Genomic DNA, 19033 nt, shown 5'->3' on the forward strand with positions numbered 1-19033 from the left:
GCACCTTGCGGCTGGCTCTCCAGCATCTCGTGTTCCCTCAGCCCTGCCCGCGCCGACCGCGATCCCTCGGCAGCGGCGTCCAGCGTCCACAAAAACAGATCTTGGAGTGGCGTGGCGGTCGACCCGGCACGGCGAGGCAGCCATTTCCGGGAAACGGATCCTTGTCGAGAAACCTCTGCCCTCGCGGACTTCTCTACCCCGATCCCGGCCGGGATCTGGCGCGAACCGGCTGCCGGAGACGCGGGGCGGGCCGGTGTCGGACCTGAGGAGGCGTGGCTACGCCGCGGCTGGTCGAGCTTGCCGCCCCCGCGGGCGGGTTCGCCGCTGACGACCCGACGGCAAGCCGGCCGAACGCGCAGACGCGTGATGACGGCGGAGGAGCGGGTGTGGTGAGCAGGTCACCGGCTGTGGCGCGTTAAGAAGGGCACCTTCTATATCGCGGAGCGATAAGAAGGTGCCCTTCCTTTGGTTGCTGCCCGTCCCGGGGAGGCGGCCCCGGGACGGGCAGGGTTGGGGGGACCGGCGTCAGCGGAGGGCTTCGGCCAGGTCCTCGTCGGTGAGGTCGGTACGCGGCTGCTGGGCGACGGTCGCGGCGGTCGCCTCGGTGTGCTGCTCAGGGCCCGGGGCGGCGTGCTTGCCGCCGTTGCGCTTGCGCTTGACCCGGGCCTTGAAGCCCTCCACCAGGGAGTAGAGGACCGGCACCAGGACCAGCGTGAGCAGCGTGGAGCTGACCAGACCGCCGATCACCACGACAGCCAGCGGCTGCGAGATGAAGGCACTCGACTCGGTCAGGCCCAGTGACATCGGCAGCAGCGCGAAGATGGTCGCCACCGCCGTCATCAGGATCGGGCGCAGGCGGCGGCGGCCGCCCTCGATGATCGCGTCACGCGTGGTGTAACCGTCGGCCCGGTACTGGTTGATCAGGTCGAGCAGCACGATCGCGTTGGTGACCACGATGCCGACCAGCATCAGCAGACCGATCATGGCGGCCAGGCCGAGCGGCTGACCGGTGACGGCCAGCAGGCCCAGCGCGCCGGTCGCCGCGAACGGCACCGAGATCAGCAGGATCAGCGGCTGCACCAACCCGCGGAACGTGGCGATCATGATGATGAACACCAGGGCGATGGCGACCAGCATGGCCAGTCCGAGATCACCGAAGGCGTCCTGCTGAGCCTCGGTGACACCGCCGATGGAGTACGTCGCGCCGTCGGGCAGGTCGAGGCTCTTCAGCTTCTTGTCCAGCTCGGCGTTGATCGTGCCCAGGGCCTCCTGGCTCGGGGTGCCCGTCACCTTGGCGGTGCGGACCTGGTCCACGCGGTTGATCTGGCTCGGTCCGGCCACCGTGTTGACGTCTGCGACGTCGTCCAGGGTGACGCCGGGGCCGATCGGCAGGGCGCGCAGCGCGGCGATGTCGGCCGGGGCCGCACCGGTACGCAGCACGACCGGCTGCTCGATGCCGTTGAGCACGACGCGGGTGAGCGTGGTGCCGCGGAACGCCTGCCCGACCAGCTGGCCCAGCGCGGCGTCGCTCAGCCCGGCCCGAGCCGCGGCGGCCCGGTCCAGGGTGACCTGCACCTGCGGGGTGTTGGCGGCCAGGTCGCTGTCGACCTCGGTGACGTTGGGCAGCTCGGCCACGGCTGCGCGGATCTGCTCGGCCGCGGCGCGCAGCGTGGCATCGTCGGCCGCCTCGACCGCGACCTCCAGGCCGTTGCCGCCGAAGCCGCCCTGCACCGCGCCGACCACGACCTCGCCGACGGCGCTGTCGTCCAGCGCGTCGATCTTGTCGCGTAGCGCCTCGGTGAGCTTCGCCTGGTCGGTGCCGGTCTCCGAGGTCACCTGGAAGCGGGCCTGGGTGGTGTTGGCGCCGCCGCCACCGCCGAAGATGCCGCCGCCGCCACCGACGGTGACCTGGTACGACTTCACGCCGTCGGTCTCGTCGAGGATCTTCTCGACCCGCTTGGCGGCCTCGTCGGTGCTGGCCAGCGAGGTGCCGATGGGCATCGTCTGGCTGATCGAGAACGAGTTGCCGGAGCTCTCGATGAAGCTGGTCTCGATCTTGGTGGCGAGGTAGCCGGTGCCCGCGATCACGCCGAACGCCAGCAGCAGAGTCACGAAGCGGTGGCCCAGCGACCAGCGCAGCACGGGCACGTACACGCGCTGGAGCGGGTTGCGCAGTTCCTTGGCCTCGGCCTCGGCCCGGACCTTCTCCAGCTCCTCGGCGGTGCCCTGCGGCGACTTGAGGAACCAGTACGCCATGACGGGCACGATGGTCAGCGACACCAGCAGCGAGGCCAGCAGCGCCGCGGTCACGGTCAGGCCGAACGGGCCGAACAGCTGGCCGACCATGCCGCCGACGAGCGCGACGGGCAGGAACACCGCGACCGTGGTCAGCGTCGAGGCGGTCACCGCGCCGGAGACCTCCTTCACCGCGGTGAGGATGGCCTGCTTCTTGGGTTCGCCGTACTCCAGGTGGCGTTTGATGTTCTCCAGGACCACGATCGAGTCGTCGACCACCCGGCCGATCGCGATCGTCAGGCCGCCCAGGGTGAGCAGGTTGAGCGAGTAGTCGCCGGCCCACAGCGCGATCAGCGCGATGACCACGCTGACCGGGATCGACACGGCGGTGACCAGGGTCGAGCGGACCGACAGCAGGAAGACCAGGATCACCAGCACGGCGAAGGCCAGGCCGAGCGCGCCCTCGGTGGTCAGGCTGCTGACCGAACGCTCCACCTCAGGGGCCTGGTCGAAGATGACCTGCAGCGCGCCGCCCGCGCCGAGCTGCGCGGCGAGTTCGGGCAGCTTGTCGTTGACCTGGTGCGAGATCTCGACGGCGTTCGCGCCGGGCAGGGCGGTGACGCCGACGCCCAGGCTCGGTTTGCCGTTGGTACGGGTCAGCGTGGTCGCGTCGGCGGGCGCGGAGGTCACCGTGGCGACGTCCTTGAGCTGCACCGGGGCCGCGGCGGGCTTGCCGGCCACGGGCCGCTGGCCGCCGGCCGCGCCGAGGTACAGGTTGCCGATCTCGTCGACGGTGCTGAAGCGGCTGCCGACCGCCACGGAGTAGACCAGGCCGCCGTCGGTGATCACGCCGCCGGGCATGCTGATGCCGTTGGCGGTCAGCGCGCCGGTCACCGCCTGTGCGGTCAGGCCCTTGGCGGCCAGCTTGGCCGGGTCCAGGTCGACGGTGACCTGCGGGGTGCGGTCGCCGGACAGGGTCGCCTCGCGTACGCCCTCGATGTTGTTGAGGGCCGGCAGGACGGTGGCCCGCACGCGGCGGGCCAGCTCCTGGTCGTCGCCGCCGGCGCCGCTGGCGGCCAGCTGGATGACCGGGATGTCGTCAGTGGTGCCCGCGAAGACCGCCGGGTCCACGTTCTGCGGCAGGCGGGCGTCGATGCGCGCCAGTGCCTGCTGGATGTCGCCCTCGACCTGCTCGACGTCCGCGCCGTAGTCGAAGCTGACGCCGATGGTGGCGGAGCCGTTGCGCGACGTCGAGGTCACGTTGGTGACGCCGGTGACGCCCGCGACCGCCTGCTCGATCGGGATGGCGACCTGCTGCTCGACGATCTCCGGCGTGGCGCCGGGGTACGCGGCGACCACGGAGACCATCGGGAACTGCAGGTCAGGGAACATCTGCTGCCGCAGTTGCGGCAGCACGAAAGCGCCCGCGCCGAGGATCGCCACGGTGATCAGCGCGACGAGCCCGCGGTTGGCGAGGCTCAGCCTGGCCAGGAAGGACATGACGACTCCAGGTGCAACACGGTCGAGCGGTATGGGGAATGCGACCGCCGCAGTCAACCAGCCCAACGCGCAGGAACTGTGAACCGAACCTGAAAGCCAGCCGAAAGCCGCTTCGAGTTCGTCACAGTCGGTCCTCGCCAGTTGCCCGGGGGGACAGGGGGAACGAGTCCCCAAGGTACGCGCCGCCGACCGGCGAATCAGGCGATATCGGGCGTGAGCTCGGTGACTTTCAGCATTTATTCGGGTTCTCTGCAGGGGGCATGCGGGCCGGACCGGGCACACTTGCCACGCCCGACGAAGCGCGCACCCCTGGGAGCTGTCGATGAAACCCGAGAAGGGCGAGCAGCGCCGCCTGCTCGTGGTGGACGACGAGCCCACCATCGTGTCGCTGCTGTCGGCCAGCCTGCGGTTCGTCGGCTTCGAGGTGCGCACCGCCGCCACCGGCGCGGAGGCGCTCGCGGTGGCCGCCGAGTTCAAGCCCGAACTGCTGGTGCTCGACGTGATGCTGCCCGACTGCGACGGCTTCGAGGTGGTCCGGCGGCTGCGGGCCGGCGGCGCGCACGTGCCCGTGCTGTTCCTGACCGCCCGCGACGGCGTACAAGACAAGATCACCGGGTTGACCGTCGGCGGCGACGACTACGTCACCAAGCCGTTCAGCCTGGAGGAGGTCGTCGCCCGGATCCGCGCCGTGCTGCGCCGCACCTACACCGGCGCGGCCGCGCCCACCGACGACACCACGCTGCGTTTCGCCGACCTCGAACTCGACGAGGAGACCCACGACGTGCGCCGGGCCGGCAAGCTCGTGCGGCTCAGCCCGACCGAGTTCAAGCTGCTGCACTACCTGCTGGTCAACTCCGACCGGGTGGTCAGCAAGGCGCAGATCCTCGACCACGTCTGGCGGTACGACTTCGGCGGCGACGCCCGCATCGTCGAGTCCTACATCTCCCTGCTGCGCCGTAAGGTCGACACGGTCGACCCGCCGCTCATCCACACCCTGCGCGGGTTCGGCTACTCCCTGCGGCTGCCGAGATCGTGAGGCGGCTGATGCGCGGGCCGAAGCGCTGGTCACTGCGAGCCCGGTTGCTGGCCGGGGTGCTCGCGCTGGTCTGCGCCGGCTTCGTCGTCGCCGACATGGCCAGCGTGTCGCTGCTGCGCATGTACATGATCCAGCAGATCGACGACCAGCTCGACCTCGCGATGCACGACCTCACCGCACGTGACCGGAGCGAGTTCACGCAGGACGAGGTCGACAAGTTCACCAAGGACAAGGCCGACGGCAGGTCCTTCTTCGACGCGTACGTCCTGGAGCTGCGCGACAACGACGGCGGCGTCCAGGCGCAGTACGGCCGCGATCAGCGCGGCGGGCCCGCCCTGCCGCGCCTGGACATCGAGTCGGTGCGGCGGCTGGCCGGCAAGCCGTTCTTCGTGCCCAACGAGGTCTCCTACCACCGGCACCCTGGCTACCAGGTGCTGGTGGGGGAGCGGCTCGACGGCACGGGCAGCGTCGTCATCGCCTACGACCTCACCGGGGTGGCCAAGACGATGGCCCGGCTCGGGGCGATCGAGATCGCGGTGACGCTCGCGGTGCTCGGCCTGGCCACCGCGCTCGGCGTATGGGTGATCCGGATGGGTCTGCGGCCGCTGACCGAGGTCGAGCAGACCGCAGAGGAGATCATCGCGGGCGGCGACCTGTCCCGCCGGGTGCCCGAACAGGTCGCCCCACGCACCGAGATGGGACGGCTCTCGCGCACCCTCAACACGATGCTGGCCCAGATCGAGGGTTCGTTCGCCGAGCGCACCGAGTCGGAGGCGCGGTTGCGGCGCTTCGTCGCCGACGCGTCGCACGAGCTGCGCACCCCGCTCGCGGGTATCCGCGGCCTGGCCGAGCTGCACCGCCAGGGCGTGGTCACGGACCCGGCCGAGGTCTCGGCGCTGCTGGCCCGGATCGAGACCGAGGCGACCCGGATGGGCCTGCTCGTCGAGGATCTGCTCATGCTCGCCCGGCTCGACGAGCAGCGGCCGCTGCGCAGCGAACCCGTCGACCTGGTGCCCATCGCCGCCGACGCCATCGAGTCCGCGCAGCTTCGCGAGCTGGACCGGCCGCTGCGGCTGGAACTGCTCGACGGCGAGCCGCCCGTCGTCCTCGGCGACGAGGACCGGCTCCGCCAGGTCGTCACCAACCTGCTCGGCAACGCCCTCACCCACACCCCGGCGGGCACGCCGGTGACGGTGCGGGTCGGCGTCGAGGACAACCGGGCCGTGCTCCAGGTCATCGACCGTGGTCCCGGCCTTTCCCCGGCCCACGCCGAACGGGTCTTCGAACGCTTCTACCGCGCCGACCCGGCCCGCGCCCGCGACCACGAGCGCTCGCCCGCGGCCGGTTCCGGCCTGGGCCTGTCCATCGTGGCCGCCCTGATCGCCGCCCACGGCGGCGAGGTCTGCCACCGCCCGACCCCCGGCGGCGGCGCCACCTTCCGCATCACCCTCCCCCTCTGGGCCTCCTGACCCCTCCGCCTCCGCCTCCGCCTCGGTGCGAAGGAAGGGCACCTTCTTATCGCTCTGCGTAGAGGAAGGTGCCCTTCTTAACGGCGAGTGGCGGTGGCCTGCGGCGATGATCGCGGTCTGCGGTCAGAAAGTGCGGTCCGAGCCCACTTTCTGACCACAAACAGCGATCATCGCCAGGCGTTCTTCACGCAACACAAGATGATCATGAAGTTGGGGCCGCGACACGCCGCCGAGCCGTGCCATAGGTTCATGATCAACTCGGGTGGGTGGGGAACCTTAAGCGCGGGTTAAAGATCGGCAGTCACCTCTTGTGTGGCCGGGGTCACCGGATTAACTTTTAGCAAACTTAACTAACGGTTTCCTCATAGCTGCTTCGCCCCAGGAGGGTGATCGTGCAACGCAAACCGCTCCTCAACATCTTCGTCGCCACGGCGACGGCGCTGGTCGGGACCGCTGTCGCCATCGCGGTGTCGGGCACCGCCGGTGGCGCGGCCGTCGACCACAACGCCTGCCGGCCGGATGGTCTGTATCAGACGCCCGGCGTGACCGTGCCCTACTGCGACGTCTACGACACCAACGGCCGCGAGTCGATGGGGGCGGGCCACCCGCGCCGCATCATCGGCTACTTCACCAACTGGCGCACCGGCAAGAACGGCGCCCCGGCGTACCTGGCCAACCAGATCCCGTGGACGAAGATCACGCACATCAACTACGCGTTCGCGCACGTGGACGGCACCAACAAGATCTCGATCGGGAACCCGGCCGAGGCCAACAACGCCTCGACCAACATGACCTGGCCCGGCGTGGCCGGCGCGGAGATGGACCCGGCGTTCCCGTACACCGGGCACTTCAACCTGCTCAACAAGTTCAAGAAGCAGTACCCGGACGTCAAGACGCTGGTCAGCGTCGGCGGCTGGGCCGAGACCGGCGCGTACTTCGACGGCAGCGGCGCGCGGATCGACTCCGGCGGCTTCTACCGGATGACCACCAACGCCGACGGTTCGATCAACACGGCCGGCATCAACACCTTCGCCGACTCCGTGGTGACGTTCCTGCGCACGTACGGCTTCGACGGCGTGGACATCGACTACGAATACCCGACGTCCAACAAGGACGCCGGCCACCCGCTGGACTTCGGCCAGTCGAACGCGCGCCGGGCCGGCCTGAACGCGTCGTACCAGATCCTGATGAAGGCGCTGCGGGAGAAGCTGGACACGGCCGCCGCGTCCGACGGCAAGTACTACATGGTCACCGTCGCGGCCCCGGCCTCCGGCTGGCTGCTGCGCGGCATGGAGTCGTTCCAGGCCACGCAGTACCTCGACTACATCAACATCATGTCGTACGACCTGCACGGCGCGTGGAACCAGTACGTCGGCCCGAACGCCGCCCTGTACGACGACGGCCAGGACAACGAGCTGACCGCGGGCGGCGTGTACAACGCCTACGCCGGCATCGGCTCGCTGAACACCGACTGGGCCTACCACTACTACCGCGGTGCGGTGCAGAGCGGGCGCATCAACATCGGGGTGCCGTACTACACCCGTGGCCACCAGAACGTCACCGGCGGCACCAACGGCCTGTGGGGCACCGCGGCCAAGACGGCGAACTGCCCGATCGGCACGCAGAGCCCCTGCGGCAACGGCGCGATCGGCATCGACAACCTGTGGCACGACCTGGACACGGCGGGCAACGAGGAGCCGGCCGGCTCCAACCCGATGTGGCACGCCAAGAACCTGGAGAACGGCATCGCCGGCTCCTACCGGGCGGCGTACGGCCTCACCCCGGCGACCGACCCGGCCGACACGCTGACCGGCACCTACGTACGCAACTACTCCTCGACCCTGGTCGCACCGTGGCTGTGGAACGCCACCAAGAAGGTCTTCCTGTCCACCGAGGACGAGCAGTCCATCGGGGTCAAGGCCGACTATGTGGTGAACAAGGGCATCGGCGGCATCATGATCTGGGAGCTGGCGGGCGACTACGCGTACGACTCGGCGGCCGGTGAGTACCGGATGGGCAACACGCTCACCAACACCATCGCCGCGAAGTTCGCCACCGCCTCGGCATACGGCGCGAGCCGGTCGAACACGGCGCTGCCCGCCCAGACCATCAACGTGGACGTGCAGCTCGGCGGGTTCGCCCTGGGTGACTCGAACTACCCGATCAACCCGAAGCTGAAGCTGGTCAACAACACGACCACCACCATCCCCGGCGGGGCGGTGCTCGACTTCGACTACGGCACCTCCGCCCCGGGCAACATGAGCCAGCAGTCCGGCTGGACGATGGCGGTCACCCCGGGCCACACCGGCAACAACGTCGGCGGCCTCAAGGGCGATTTCCACCACGTGAAGCTGACCCTGCCGAGCTGGCAGACGGTGGCCCCGGGCGCGTCGATCGAGCTGACGCTCAACTACGTGCTGCCGATCGCCTCGCCGTCGAACTACACGCTCACCTTCGGCGGGCAGACCTACAACCTGGCGGTCAACCGCAGTCGGGGCGGGGTCGCGCCGACGGTGTCGCCCTCGGGCTCGGTCCAGCCGAGCGCGTCCGCGTCGCCGAGCACCCCGCCCGGCACCTGCACCGACCCGGTGTGGAGCCCGACGCAGGTGTACACCGGCGGCAACCGGGTGTCGTACAACGGCCGCGCCTACCGCGCCCAGTGGTGGACGCAGGGCGAGACCCCGGGCGTCGCGTCGGTCTGGGTCGACCTCGGCCTGTGCACGGGCGGCAGCGCCTCGCCGTCGGCCTCGCCCAGCGCATCGCCGTCGACCAGCCCGTCGGCCTCGCCGAGCGTGTCGCCCAGCGCTTCGCCGAGCGTTTCGCCGAGCGCCAGCCCGTCCACCTCGCCCGGGGCCTACCCGGCGTGGGCGCCGAACACCGCGTACGCGGTCGGCGCGCGGGTCACCTACGGCGGCCGGTCGTACCAGTGCCGCCAGGCGCACACTTCCATCACCGGCTGGGAGCCGCCGAACGTCGGCGCGCTCTGGCTGGCCCTGTAACCGGTCCGGCCCGGCGCGCCGCCCCTTCCAACCGGCGCGCCGGGCCGGCCCTCATGCCGTGAAAATGTGCTGCCGGTCACCGTCTGAGCAGGTCTGACAGCTCGGACGGGGCCGGCATCGGGCATGATGGCGGCGTGGGGACTACCGCGTTCGTGCTCGGCGGCGGTGGCGTGCTGGGCGCCGTCGAGGTCGGCATGCTGCGCGCGCTGTTCCGCGCCGGCATCCGCCCCGACCTGGTGGTGGGTCTGTCCATCGGCGCGATCAACGCCGCGCTGGTCGCCGCGGACCCCGAACCCGAGGTCACCGACAAGCTTGTCCGGCTGTGGGCCACCCCCGAGATCAGCGAGGTGTACGGCGACTCGGTGCCGCGCCAGCTGCGCCGCCTGGCCACCCGAGCCCACCTGCACTCGCCCGCCCCGCTGCAGCGCGTGCTGGAGCGCTCGATGCGGGCCGGGGTGACCTTCGAGGACATGCGCGTGCCGCTGCACCTGTGCGCGGCGAACGTGGAGCGCGCCGAGGCGCACTGGTTCAGCACCGGCCGGGTCGTGGACGCGGTGCTGGCCGCGGCCGCCCTGCCCGGGGTGCTGCCCCCGGTGGAGATCGGCGGCGAGCACTACCTCGACGGCAACCTCGTGGCGTACCCGATCAACCACGCCGTGGAGCTGGGCGCGGACGAGGTGTTCATGCTCCAGGTCGGGCGGCTGGAGCGGCCGTTGCAGCCGCCGCAGCGGCCGTGGGAGGCGACCAACGTCGCCATGGAGATCGCCCGCCGGGTCCGCTTCACGCGCGAGCTGGCCGCGGTTCCCGAGGGCGTACGGGTACACGTCCTCCCGGGTGGGGCCGGCGCCGACGAGAGCCCCTGGGCGTACCGCGACGCCGCTGCCGTGGGCCGCCGTGTCAGCGCCGCCTACGCCGCCTCCCGCGACTACCTCACCGCCGTCGGCCACTGACCCGCCGCCCGCCGCCCGCCGCCTGCCGCGGCCCGGCGTGGGCGCGGCGCGAGATCATCCGACTTGCCGGGCAATCGTGCGTATCTTGAACGCGCATTCGCCCAAGTGCCTGGCAAGTCGAGCGATCTTGAGCGGTGCCGCGCCGCGGCGCGCCCCCGCGACGCGGGGTGGGGTCGGGTGGGGTCAGGCGACGCCGGGGACGGAGTTGGAGCGGGCGGCGCGTTTGGCGGCGCGGCCGGAGGTGAAGCCGAGGATCAGCTGGATGATGCCGAGGGCGATGAGCCAGAAGCCGGTGATCCAGACCAGCACGGTGAGCGTGATGCCGGGCCAGAAGAACAGGATCAGGCCGGCGGCGATGCTGAGCAGTCCCATCAGCACGGTGCCGATCTTCGGCCAGGTGCCGTGTGTGCGGGCGAAGCCGGTGACCACCTCGGCCACTCCGCCGACGATCCAGACCAGGCCCAGCACCACGGCGAGCACCTTGATCGAGTCGGCGAGGTGCCGCAGGCAGATGATGCCGACGACGATGTAGAGCACGCCCATCACGGCGATCAGGGCGCGGTGGCCGCCGCTGACTCCCTTGGCGGTCAGGCCCTCGGCGATCCGGAAGATCCCGACGACGACGAGCCAGACGCCGATCAGCGCCGCGATCAGCACGATCGTCTTCTCGGGCCAGAAGGTGAGCGCCAGACCCGCGGCGATGGAGATCAGGCCGCCGATGATCGACATGCGTTTGAACGAACGCAGGGCGCTGGCCTCTAGTTCGGCATCTCCGTACGGATCAATCATGGTGCGAAGATAACTCGCAATATCTGTGATTTCTCCCTTTTCGGATGAGTAGCCTCAGTCTGAGATGAAGGGGGCAGTGATGAAGAGGGGTCCGCTCGAGTTCGTGGTCGTCGAGTTCGCCGGCCGCATCCCCGGGCGCCGCATCGCGCCCGAGCTGCATCGCCTGGTAGACCAGGAGATCGTCCGCATCATCGACATGGTGGTCGTCGACCGGGCCGCCGACGGTGCGGTCACCTCGCACGAGCTGCGGGATTACCAGGGCGACGAGGACTTCGAGGCGATCGACCCCGCGATCCAGGCGGTCGACGGGCTCATCTCGGAGCGGGACGTGCAGGACCTGGCCGAGGCGATCACGCCCGGCGCGCAGGCGCTGGTCCTGCTCTTCGAGCACCGGTGGCTGGCCGGCGTACGCGCCGTGGTCGCGGAGGCCGGCGGCGAGATCGTGCTCGCCGAACGCATCCCCGCCCCGGTGGTCGACGCGGTCGAGGCGGTGGTGCATCCGGCACCGGTGGGAGGCTGACATGCTGCTACGACGTCCCGTGGGGACCCGGCGCGGTCCGGGCCTGCTCGGCTCGATGGCGCGCACCGCCGTCGTGGCGGGCACGGCGACCGCCACGGTGGGCGCGGTGCACCGCTGGTCCGAGCGCAGGCAGGCGGAGGCCGCCGAGGTCCGGGCCGCTCAGCAGGCTGTGCACGACCAGCAGATGCAGCCTGACGATCAGGTTCAGGCCGACCGACAGGTGGAGCAGGGTGAGCAGCGGGCACAGCCGCTCGGCCAGGCCCAAGCCGACCAGCGGATGCAGGGCGAGCAGCAGGGTCCGATCACGCGACCGGATGGCCGAGCCGGGGCCCAGCCGACGCAGGACAGGGCAGCGCGGGCCGGTTCCGTCACGCCTGGCGTGGACCTCATGTCGCAGCTCAGGCAGCTCGCGGACCTCAGGGCCGCGGGCGTGCTGACCGAGGCGGAGTTCACCGCCGCCAAGGCGAAACTGCTGGGCACCTGATGACGGAGCCCGAGGACCCGGCGCCATCCGCGTGGGAGCGGCGGCTCGCCGGCGCCGTCCACGACGTGCCCGAGCCGGCCGAGCCGGTGGCCCGGCGGCCCGGCGGCACCGCGCGCACGCTGCGCTGGGCCGGGGCGTTCGTGCTGGCGCTGCTGTCGGCGGTGCTGGTGCTGGCCTCGGTGACGGCCCGCTTCGCCCGCGCCGAGCTGCTCGACACCGACCGGTACGTGGAGACCGTCGCGCCGCTGGCCACCGATCCGCAGGTGCAGGCGGCGGTCACCGACCGGGTCACCGACGAGATCATGGCGCGGCTGCCGCTGGAGAAACTCGCCGGTGACCTGGCCGCCGCGGTCGACCTGCCGCGCGTGGAGGCGGTCATCCAGCTGGTGCTGCCCGCGGTCACCAACTGGCTGCAGGGCCAGATCCACAAGGTGGTGGGCGAGCTGGTCACCTCACCCCGCTTCCCCGCGGTGTGGAACCAGGTCAACCGCATCGCCCACCAGAACCTCGAGGGCCTGCTCACCGGCCAGGGCACGCCGATGCTGCACAGCTCCGGCACCGACGTGGTGGTGGACCTGGGCCCGGTGCTGGCCGCCGCACGGCAGGAGCTGGTCGCCCGCGGCTTCGGCCTCGCGGCCCGCATCCCCGACATGTCCATCCCGTACACGGTCGCGCAGGTGGATCAGTTGCCCGAGATCCAGCGCTACGTGCGCCTGCTCGACGTCAGCGCGAACTGGCTGCCGCCGCTGGCGCTGGTGCTGCTCGGCCTCGCCGTGTGGGCCGCCCCGAACCGGCGGCGCGGGCTGATCCTCGGCCTGACGCTCAGCGCGCTGATGCTGGTCGTGGGACTGATCGCCAACCAGATGGCGCGCGACAAGGTGGCGCAGCGGGCGACCGAGCGAGGCCTGGACCGCACGGTGACGCTGGACGTGTACGACACGGTGCTCCGGTTCCTGCTCACCGCCCTGGTCACGGTGCTCGTGGCGGCGCTGCTCGGGGTGCTGTGGGCGCTGCTGGCGGGTCCGTCACGGCCCGCGGTGCTGCTGCGGCGGGGCGTGAACGCCGTCGTCGACCGGGCCGTGCGGCCGCTGGCGCGGGAGCCGTGGGCGGTGCGGACCGGCGCGTTCGTACGCCGTCACTTCCGCTGGTTCGCGATCGTGCTCGGCGTGCTGGCCGGATGGTGGCTGCTCGCCCGGCCGTCGATCGCGACGGCGGTGTGGGCGTTCGTCCTCGCCGGTCTCGTCACGCTGGTGCTGACCATGGGCCGCCGCATGCCGGCCACGGTCCTGGAGCCGCTGCCCGCGGGCCCACCGGTCGGCGCCGACCTCGCCGCCGCCGAACCTGAGACCGCCGCCGGACCCGCGACCGTCGCCGAGGCCGCCGAGCGGGATCTCGCGGACGAGTCGACCCCGTGGGAGCTGTCGGAGCCGCTGCCCACCGAGCAGGCCGCCAAGGCCGAGGGCGATGAACCGGACTCCGCGCCGGAAGAGCCCGGCAAGCAGCGCGGAGCCGGCCCGGCCGGTCCGCCGTCGGCTTCGGACAGGTCACCGACAGACCCCACCGACCGAGCGGTCGATCCCTGATTGGCGCGACTACGGCATGCTGACCGGCATGACCGAGCACGCGTCGTACCCCTGCCCTCGCTGCAGAGCCGCTGCCACGCTGGACGGACCCTGCCCGGGTTGCGGCCGTGCGCCGGACCCGGACGCCGCGGCGGTGCTGGCCTACGACGCGCAGATCGCCGTGCTCGCGCCGCAGGTGGAGCAGGCTCGCAGCACGTACGAGTCGCTGTCGGGCCGGCTCTCGCAACTGCGCCGGGACCGCGAGGCGTACGCCACGAAGGTCCGGGTCGCGGTGGCCCGGGAGCAGTCGGCGCACCAGCCCACCCTGCTCACGCTGCCGCCCACCGCCGGCAGCACTCCGCCGGGGACCGTCCCGCCGGTCGCTGCCGCCGTGCCGGGCCGCGGGCCGGAGTCCTCGCCGCGCACCGTGCAGAACCTGCTGTTCATCCTGGGCGGGCTGCTGCTCGGCATCGCCGCGATCGTGTTCACCGCCGTGGCCTGGGCGACGTTCGACGTGGTCGGCCGGGCGCTCATCCTCGGCGTGCTCACCGTCGGCGTGCTGGCCGTGCCGCCGCTGGTGCGCCGCCGCGCGCTGACCGCGACCGCGGAGACGTTCGCCGCGCTGGGGCTGCTGCTGGTGGTGCTCGACGGCTACGCCATCTGGTACGTCAACCTCGGCGGCGTCGCCGACCACTGGGACCGCGGCTTCTACGCCGGAGCGGTGGCCACCTTCACCGCCCTGCTCGGCTACGGGTACGCGCGGGTCGTCGGGACGAGTGCGACCCGATTCGGCGCGCTGCTGGCGGCGCAGCCCGCGCTCCCGCTGTTCTTCCTGGAGTCCTCGGCCGACGTGGCGGGCTGGTCGGCGGTCTTCACCGCGGTCGCGCTCGGCGACCTGCTGCTCTACCGGGCGCTGCGGCCCGCCGCCCCTGCGCCGGAGGCCGGCCGGCCGGCCCCGGGTGAGGCGGACCTCGGCACGGCCGGGTCGGCCGCCTCGTCCAGCCGGCCGGACGAGCCATCGGTGGCGGCGGCGTCCGTGCCGAGGCAGTCCGGTCAGGACCTTCCTGCGGCCGGTCCGGCCGTGCCGCCGGTCGCGGCTTCGGCGCGGGTGGCGGCGGAGCTGCCGGGCAGGACCGGGCTGCGGGTACTGGCGCTGCTGGCGTACCTGGCGATGCTCGGGATCGGCGGCCTGCTGTCGCTGATCGCATGGCTGCTCGGGGCCGATCCGGACACCGCGGTCACCGGTTCGCTGGTGCTGCTCGCGGCAGCCGGGGTGCTGGCAGCGGGGCTCTGGCTGGCAGGCGCCGGCAGCGCTGCGGCGTTCGCCCTGCCGACGGCCGGCGGGGCGGTCACGGCGGCGCTCGCCGCGGCGCTGGTGCGGCCGGCGCTGGTGCAGTGGCAGCACTACTGGCTGCTGGTGATGGCGAGCGCGGCCGCGCTGGTGGCGGTGCTGGTGACCGTGCTCGGCGGCGCGCTGTCGGCCCGGTGGCCCGGGGTCCGCGCCGGGATGATCGGCGGCGCGGCGCTGGCGCTGAGCGTGCCCGCGCTGTGTTCCATCGGCTGGGCGCTCGGCGCGGGCTGGCAGTCCGTCGCGGACGCGACGCCGTGGTGGGCCGCCGATCCCGCGCCGTTCGACGGCTCGTACGGCTGGCAGTTGCCGGTGAGCCTCGCCCTGGTGGCCGCCGCGGCCTGGCTGCTGACCGGGCCGCCCGTGCCGGAGCCGGTGCGGGCCTGGGTCGCCGCCGGGGCGGTGCTGCTGCTCCCGCTGACGGTGCCGGGGCACCCGGCGCTGACGCCGTGGTCGGCGCTCGCCTGCGACCTGGTCGCGGTCGCCGTGGCCCTGGCCCTCGCCCTGCTGCTGCGCCGCCACGTCGTGCTCTGGGGCGTGGTGGCCGGGCTGCTCGCCGGACACGCCATGCTCGTCGGCGCGGGCAGCCGGGTGCTGTCGGCGTGGGCGCTGGGCGGCGTGGTGGTGCTGGGGCTGGCCGCGGCGGCGGTCGGCTGGCGCAGCGCCCTGGTGCCCGAGAGCGGCACGAGGAGCGTGGCCGGGGCTGGCACGGTGAGTACCGCGAGCGCGCTGCACGGCGTACGCGTGCTGGGCGGGGTGAGCGGCGCGGTGGCGCTGGCGCTGCTGCCGCCGATGACGCACAGCATGGTGGCCGCGGCCGGGGTGGACGATCCGTGGTCGCGCCGCGCGCTGCTGGCCGCCGCCCTGCTGTCGCCGCTGTGGGTGTACCTGTCGCCCGCCCGGTTGCGGGACTACGCCGTGGTCGGCGGTCTGGCGGGGGCGTTGTGGGCGCTGCCGGGCGGCCAGCCCGCGAGCGACTCCGCGGCGGTCTACGCCGCGCTGTGCACGGTGGCCCTCGCGCTGGTCGCGGTGCAGTCCCGCTGGGCGCGGGCGGAGCTCCCCGCGCAGGTCGTGCTGGCACTCACGCTGCTGATGTGCGCCGAGGCGCTCTACCTGATCTTCATCGGGCCGTGGAGCTGGCTGGGCCGCGTCTGGGCGGGGGACCCGGTCGGCACCGGCCTGACCGCCTATCCGAGCGACCGGCTCCCCTGGTCGTACGCGGTCGCGCTGCTGCTGCTCGCGCCTGCCGTCGCGCTGTGGTTCCGCCGGGGCGGGACGCGCCTGATGGCGGCGGCCGGCGGCGTCGTCGCCGGGGTCGCCGGGCTCGCGGCACTGGCCGCCGCACAGGCGCCCTGGCCGGCGATCAGCGCCGTGCAGCTGGTGCTCGGCGCGGCGCTGCTGGTGCTGGCCGGGCTGCGGCCGTACGGCGCGCTGACGCTGGCGGGCGGGCTGTTCGGGGTGCTGCTGACCGGGGCCGGTCTGGCCGGCTCGCTCGCCGAGAAGTGGTCGACGGTCGCCGCGCTCGCCCTGGTGACCGTGGTGCTGGCCGTCATCGCGGTGGGCGGACGGACGCGGCCGGTGCGCACCGCGGGCTGGCTGACCGGGGCCGCGGCGAAGGTGCTGCTGGCGATCGCCATCGGCGAGGCGGCCGAGCTGAGCTTCGAGTTCGTCGCCTACCTGGTGCTCGGGGTCGCGGCGATCATCCTGGGTCTGGCGTACGCGCCGTTCGCCCGGGAGCAGCGGGCCGCGGCGGAGGCGGCGGCTCACTCGGCGGCGCTCGTGGCGCTGACGCTGTGCCACGGATACCCCCGGTCGATCGCTCTGGTGCTGGCGGTGTGGGGGGTCGCGGTCGGACTGACCGTGTTGGCCGCGCCGCGCGGGCAGCGGGTGCTGCGTGCCGCCGCGGCCGCCGTGGCGGAGGGCGTCGCCTGGTGCGTGATCCTCGCCGCGCAGGGTGTCGGGCTGCTGGAGGCGTACACCCTGCCGGTGGCGCTGCTCGCGCTGGCTGTCGGCTGGTACGCGGCGCGGGCCCGGCCGGACCTGTCCAGCTGGCTGTTCGCCGGTCCGGCGCTGGCCGCGGCACTGCTGCCCAGCCTGGCCGGGGCGCTGACCGAGGAGTCGGGCACACCGCTGCGGCGGCTGCTGCTCGGGCTCGGCGCGCTCGCGATCACGGTCTTCGGCTCGGTGCGCCGCCTGCAGGCCCCCGTGCTGCTTGGCGGCGGCACGCTGCTGGTGCTGGCGCTGCACGAACTGCTGCTGGTGTCGCGGCTGCTGCCGACGTGGGTGCCGATCGCGGTCGGCGGGGCGGTGCTGCTGGCGCTGGCCATCACCTACGAGCGCAGCCGCCGGGACGTGGCCAGGTTGCGGGGTGCCATCGGCCGGATGCGGTAACCACCTCCCGCTGAGGCACTCTGCCCGCAAGAATGGGGGAGAGTGCCACATTAGGGGGGAAGATGGACTTCTGGGACGTCTTCTGGCTGTTGCTGATCTTCATTCCGCTGCTGCTGATCTGGGCCTTCGCGATCGTGGACATCTTCCGCCGCGACGACCTCTCCGGTTGGCTCAAGGCGCTGTGGATCGTGGTCGTCATCCTGCTGCCGTTCCTCGGCACCCTGATCTACCTGATCTTCCGGCAGCCCGGGGCCACCGCCCAGGAACGTCGGGCGATGGACCAGGCCAGCCGCGAGTTCGTCGAGAAGTACTCGCCGAGCGACTCGGCGCAGCAGCTCAAACTGCTGGCTGACCTGCACGACCGGGGCAAGCTGACCGATGCGGAGTTCGCCGAGGAGAAGTCCCGCGTGCTCGACTCCGCCCGCGCCCACGACGCCGTCCAGACGCGCGACACGTCGCCCGGCGGTGCCGTCGGCTCGCCGGCAGTCCCGGGCACCGGCGAGCCGAGCGGACCCGCCGCGCCGCCCCCGGCCACGGGCGGCAGCGAGCCGCCGCGCCGGCCCCGGGGCTTCGGCGCATAGACGGCAGGCTGTGACGCTGGACGTTTGCGGGTTGCGGCAGGTCGCGCACCGAACCTAGGGTCTTGGACTATGAGGTTCGAGGTCAGTCATGTGCTGGATGCGATCGAGCGGCGGCTGGGCACCGACCCGGCTCTCGCCGCCGGGGTGCTCGACGTGGCTGAATTGATCTATTGCGCCGACCTGGACGGCGGCCGCCCCGCCAACCTGGTCCGGCTGGGCATGGTGGTCGACGGGCTCGCCCGCCAGGTCGGCGAGGAGCACGTCTCGGCATACTGCGTCGTCGACAAGTCCCTGCTCTCCAACCAGGACCTGACGTCCAACGAGCGCATGGTCATGCGCCGCTGGGGTGACGACGGCATCGTCGAGGTCGTGGTCGGCGCGGCCGCTCGCGTCGTCGAGGTCTCCGAGCTCACCGGCCTGCCGATCGTCTCGCGCGTGCTGCCCGCGGTCTGGTCGCCGCTGCCCGGCGCGGGCGGTGTCGTGCTGCAGCCACGCGGACCCGTGCCGACCGGCCCGTCGCCGGTCGGCCGCCAGCTCACCGCGCGCTGGTGGCACTGCCCGGACCCGGACTGCGCCAACTTCGGCCCGGCCCGCCGCGGCAGCGGCCAGCCCGTGCCGCGGCTGCGCAACGGGCAGCCGATCTGCCCCCGGCACGACGCGCCGCTCGGCGACAACGGGCCGCGTCCGCCGCAGCAGGTGCTCGCGGTACGCGTCGACGGCGTGATCCGGACCCGCTTCGTGGTCACCGCCGCCGGCCCGGTCGTGGTCGGCCGCGCCCCCGACGGCGGTCAGGGCCAGGTCGGCGTGCAGCTCGGCCCGTGGCTCAGCGAGGACGCCCGTGCCAAGGTCAGCCGCGCCCACGTCTCGGTGTCGCTGAGCCCGCAGGGCATCTCCGTCACCGACCTCAGCATGAACGGCACCCTGGTCCGCCTCGGCGGCGCCGCGGACGGCGAACTCCAGCTCAGCCGTGGCGCGAGCCGCCAGCTCGGCGTCTCCGACATCGTCGAGCTCTTCCCCGGCGTCGAGATCGGCCGCATCGGCGCCCTCGCCAGCAGCCGCCCCCTCGACTCCGCCTCCGTCATGTCCGACGCCCCCACCATGACCTTCCGCCCCGGCTACTGAAAGGAAGGGCACCTTCTTATCGCTATGCGTAGAGGAAGGGCACCTTC

At 72.3% G+C, this 19033-nt stretch carries 12 protein-coding genes; 10 read left to right on the plus strand and 2 right to left on the minus strand.

Annotated elements, in window-relative coordinates:
* Positions 1 to 525: 525 nt before the first annotated feature.
* Positions 526 to 3735 (minus strand): efflux RND transporter permease subunit, encoded by a 3210-nt coding sequence (locus AB0B35_RS04820; protein WP_361040680.1) that lies wholly within the window; start codon positions 3733 to 3735, stop codon positions 526 to 528.
* 322 nt (positions 3736 to 4057) lie between these two features.
* On the opposite strand from AB0B35_RS04820, the gene AB0B35_RS04825 reads away from it, so the two are divergent.
* From AB0B35_RS04825 to AB0B35_RS04840, 4 genes are all read left to right on the plus strand, one after another.
* A complete protein-coding gene (locus tag AB0B35_RS04825; RefSeq protein ID WP_360521131.1) occupies positions 4058 to 4771 on the plus strand; it encodes a response regulator transcription factor in 714 nt (237 codons plus the stop codon).
* 8 nt (positions 4772 to 4779) lie between these two features.
* A complete protein-coding gene (locus AB0B35_RS04830; protein ID WP_361040683.1) occupies positions 4780 to 6240 on the plus strand; it encodes a HAMP domain-containing sensor histidine kinase in 1461 nt (486 codons plus the stop codon).
* 392 nt (positions 6241 to 6632) lie between these two features.
* Positions 6633 to 9239: a glycosyl hydrolase family 18 protein gene (locus tag AB0B35_RS04835; RefSeq protein ID WP_361040685.1), complete on the plus strand. Its 2607-nt coding sequence runs from the start codon at positions 6633 to 6635 to the stop codon at positions 9237 to 9239.
* Between the two features lie 134 nt (positions 9240 to 9373).
* On the plus strand, positions 9374 to 10189 hold the full coding sequence (locus AB0B35_RS04840; protein ID WP_360521123.1) for a patatin-like phospholipase family protein: 816 nt from the start codon (positions 9374 to 9376) through the stop codon (positions 10187 to 10189).
* 183 nt (positions 10190 to 10372) lie between these two features.
* Here the strand turns inward: AB0B35_RS04840 and AB0B35_RS04845 are convergent, their stop codons facing one another.
* Positions 10373 to 10978 carry a DUF308 domain-containing protein gene (locus AB0B35_RS04845; protein WP_360521120.1) on the minus strand — a complete coding sequence of 202 codons (606 nt, stop codon included), beginning with the start codon at positions 10976 to 10978 and terminating at the stop codon, positions 10373 to 10375.
* 79 nt (positions 10979 to 11057) lie between these two features.
* Between AB0B35_RS04845 and AB0B35_RS04850 the strand changes: the two genes are divergently transcribed.
* The 6 genes from AB0B35_RS04850 to AB0B35_RS04875 all read left to right on the plus strand — a co-directional run bounded on the left by AB0B35_RS04850 (position 11058) and on the right by AB0B35_RS04875 (position 18986).
* Positions 11058 to 11498 (plus strand): DUF6325 family protein, encoded by a 441-nt coding sequence (locus AB0B35_RS04850; protein ID WP_361040687.1) that lies wholly within the window; start codon positions 11058 to 11060, stop codon positions 11496 to 11498.
* 1 nt (position 11499) lies between these two features.
* A complete protein-coding gene (locus AB0B35_RS04855) occupies positions 11500 to 11982 on the plus strand; it encodes an SHOCT domain-containing protein (protein ID WP_361040689.1) in 483 nt (160 codons plus the stop codon).
* Positions 11982 to 13565 carry a hypothetical protein gene (locus AB0B35_RS04860; RefSeq protein WP_361040691.1) on the plus strand — a complete coding sequence of 528 codons (1584 nt, stop codon included), beginning with the start codon at positions 11982 to 11984 and terminating at the stop codon, positions 13563 to 13565. The genes AB0B35_RS04855 and AB0B35_RS04860 overlap by 1 nt, the downstream gene beginning before the upstream one ends.
* A gap of 28 nt (positions 13566 to 13593) precedes the next feature.
* Positions 13594 to 17283 (plus strand): hypothetical protein, encoded by a 3690-nt coding sequence (locus AB0B35_RS04865; RefSeq protein WP_361040693.1) that lies wholly within the window; start codon positions 13594 to 13596, stop codon positions 17281 to 17283.
* Positions 17284 to 17345: 62 nt separating this feature from the next.
* Positions 17346 to 17864: an SHOCT domain-containing protein gene (locus AB0B35_RS04870; RefSeq protein WP_361040695.1), complete on the plus strand. Its 519-nt coding sequence runs from the start codon at positions 17346 to 17348 to the stop codon at positions 17862 to 17864.
* Positions 17865 to 17933: 69 nt separating this feature from the next.
* Positions 17934 to 18986 (plus strand): FHA domain-containing protein, encoded by a 1053-nt coding sequence (locus AB0B35_RS04875; protein ID WP_361040698.1) that lies wholly within the window; start codon positions 17934 to 17936, stop codon positions 18984 to 18986.
* Positions 18987 to 19033: the final 47 nt, after the last annotated feature.

This window comes from Catellatospora sp. NPDC049133, from assembly GCF_040648455.1.
Classification (GTDB): Bacteria; Actinomycetota; Actinomycetes; order Mycobacteriales; family Micromonosporaceae; genus Catellatospora; species Catellatospora aurea.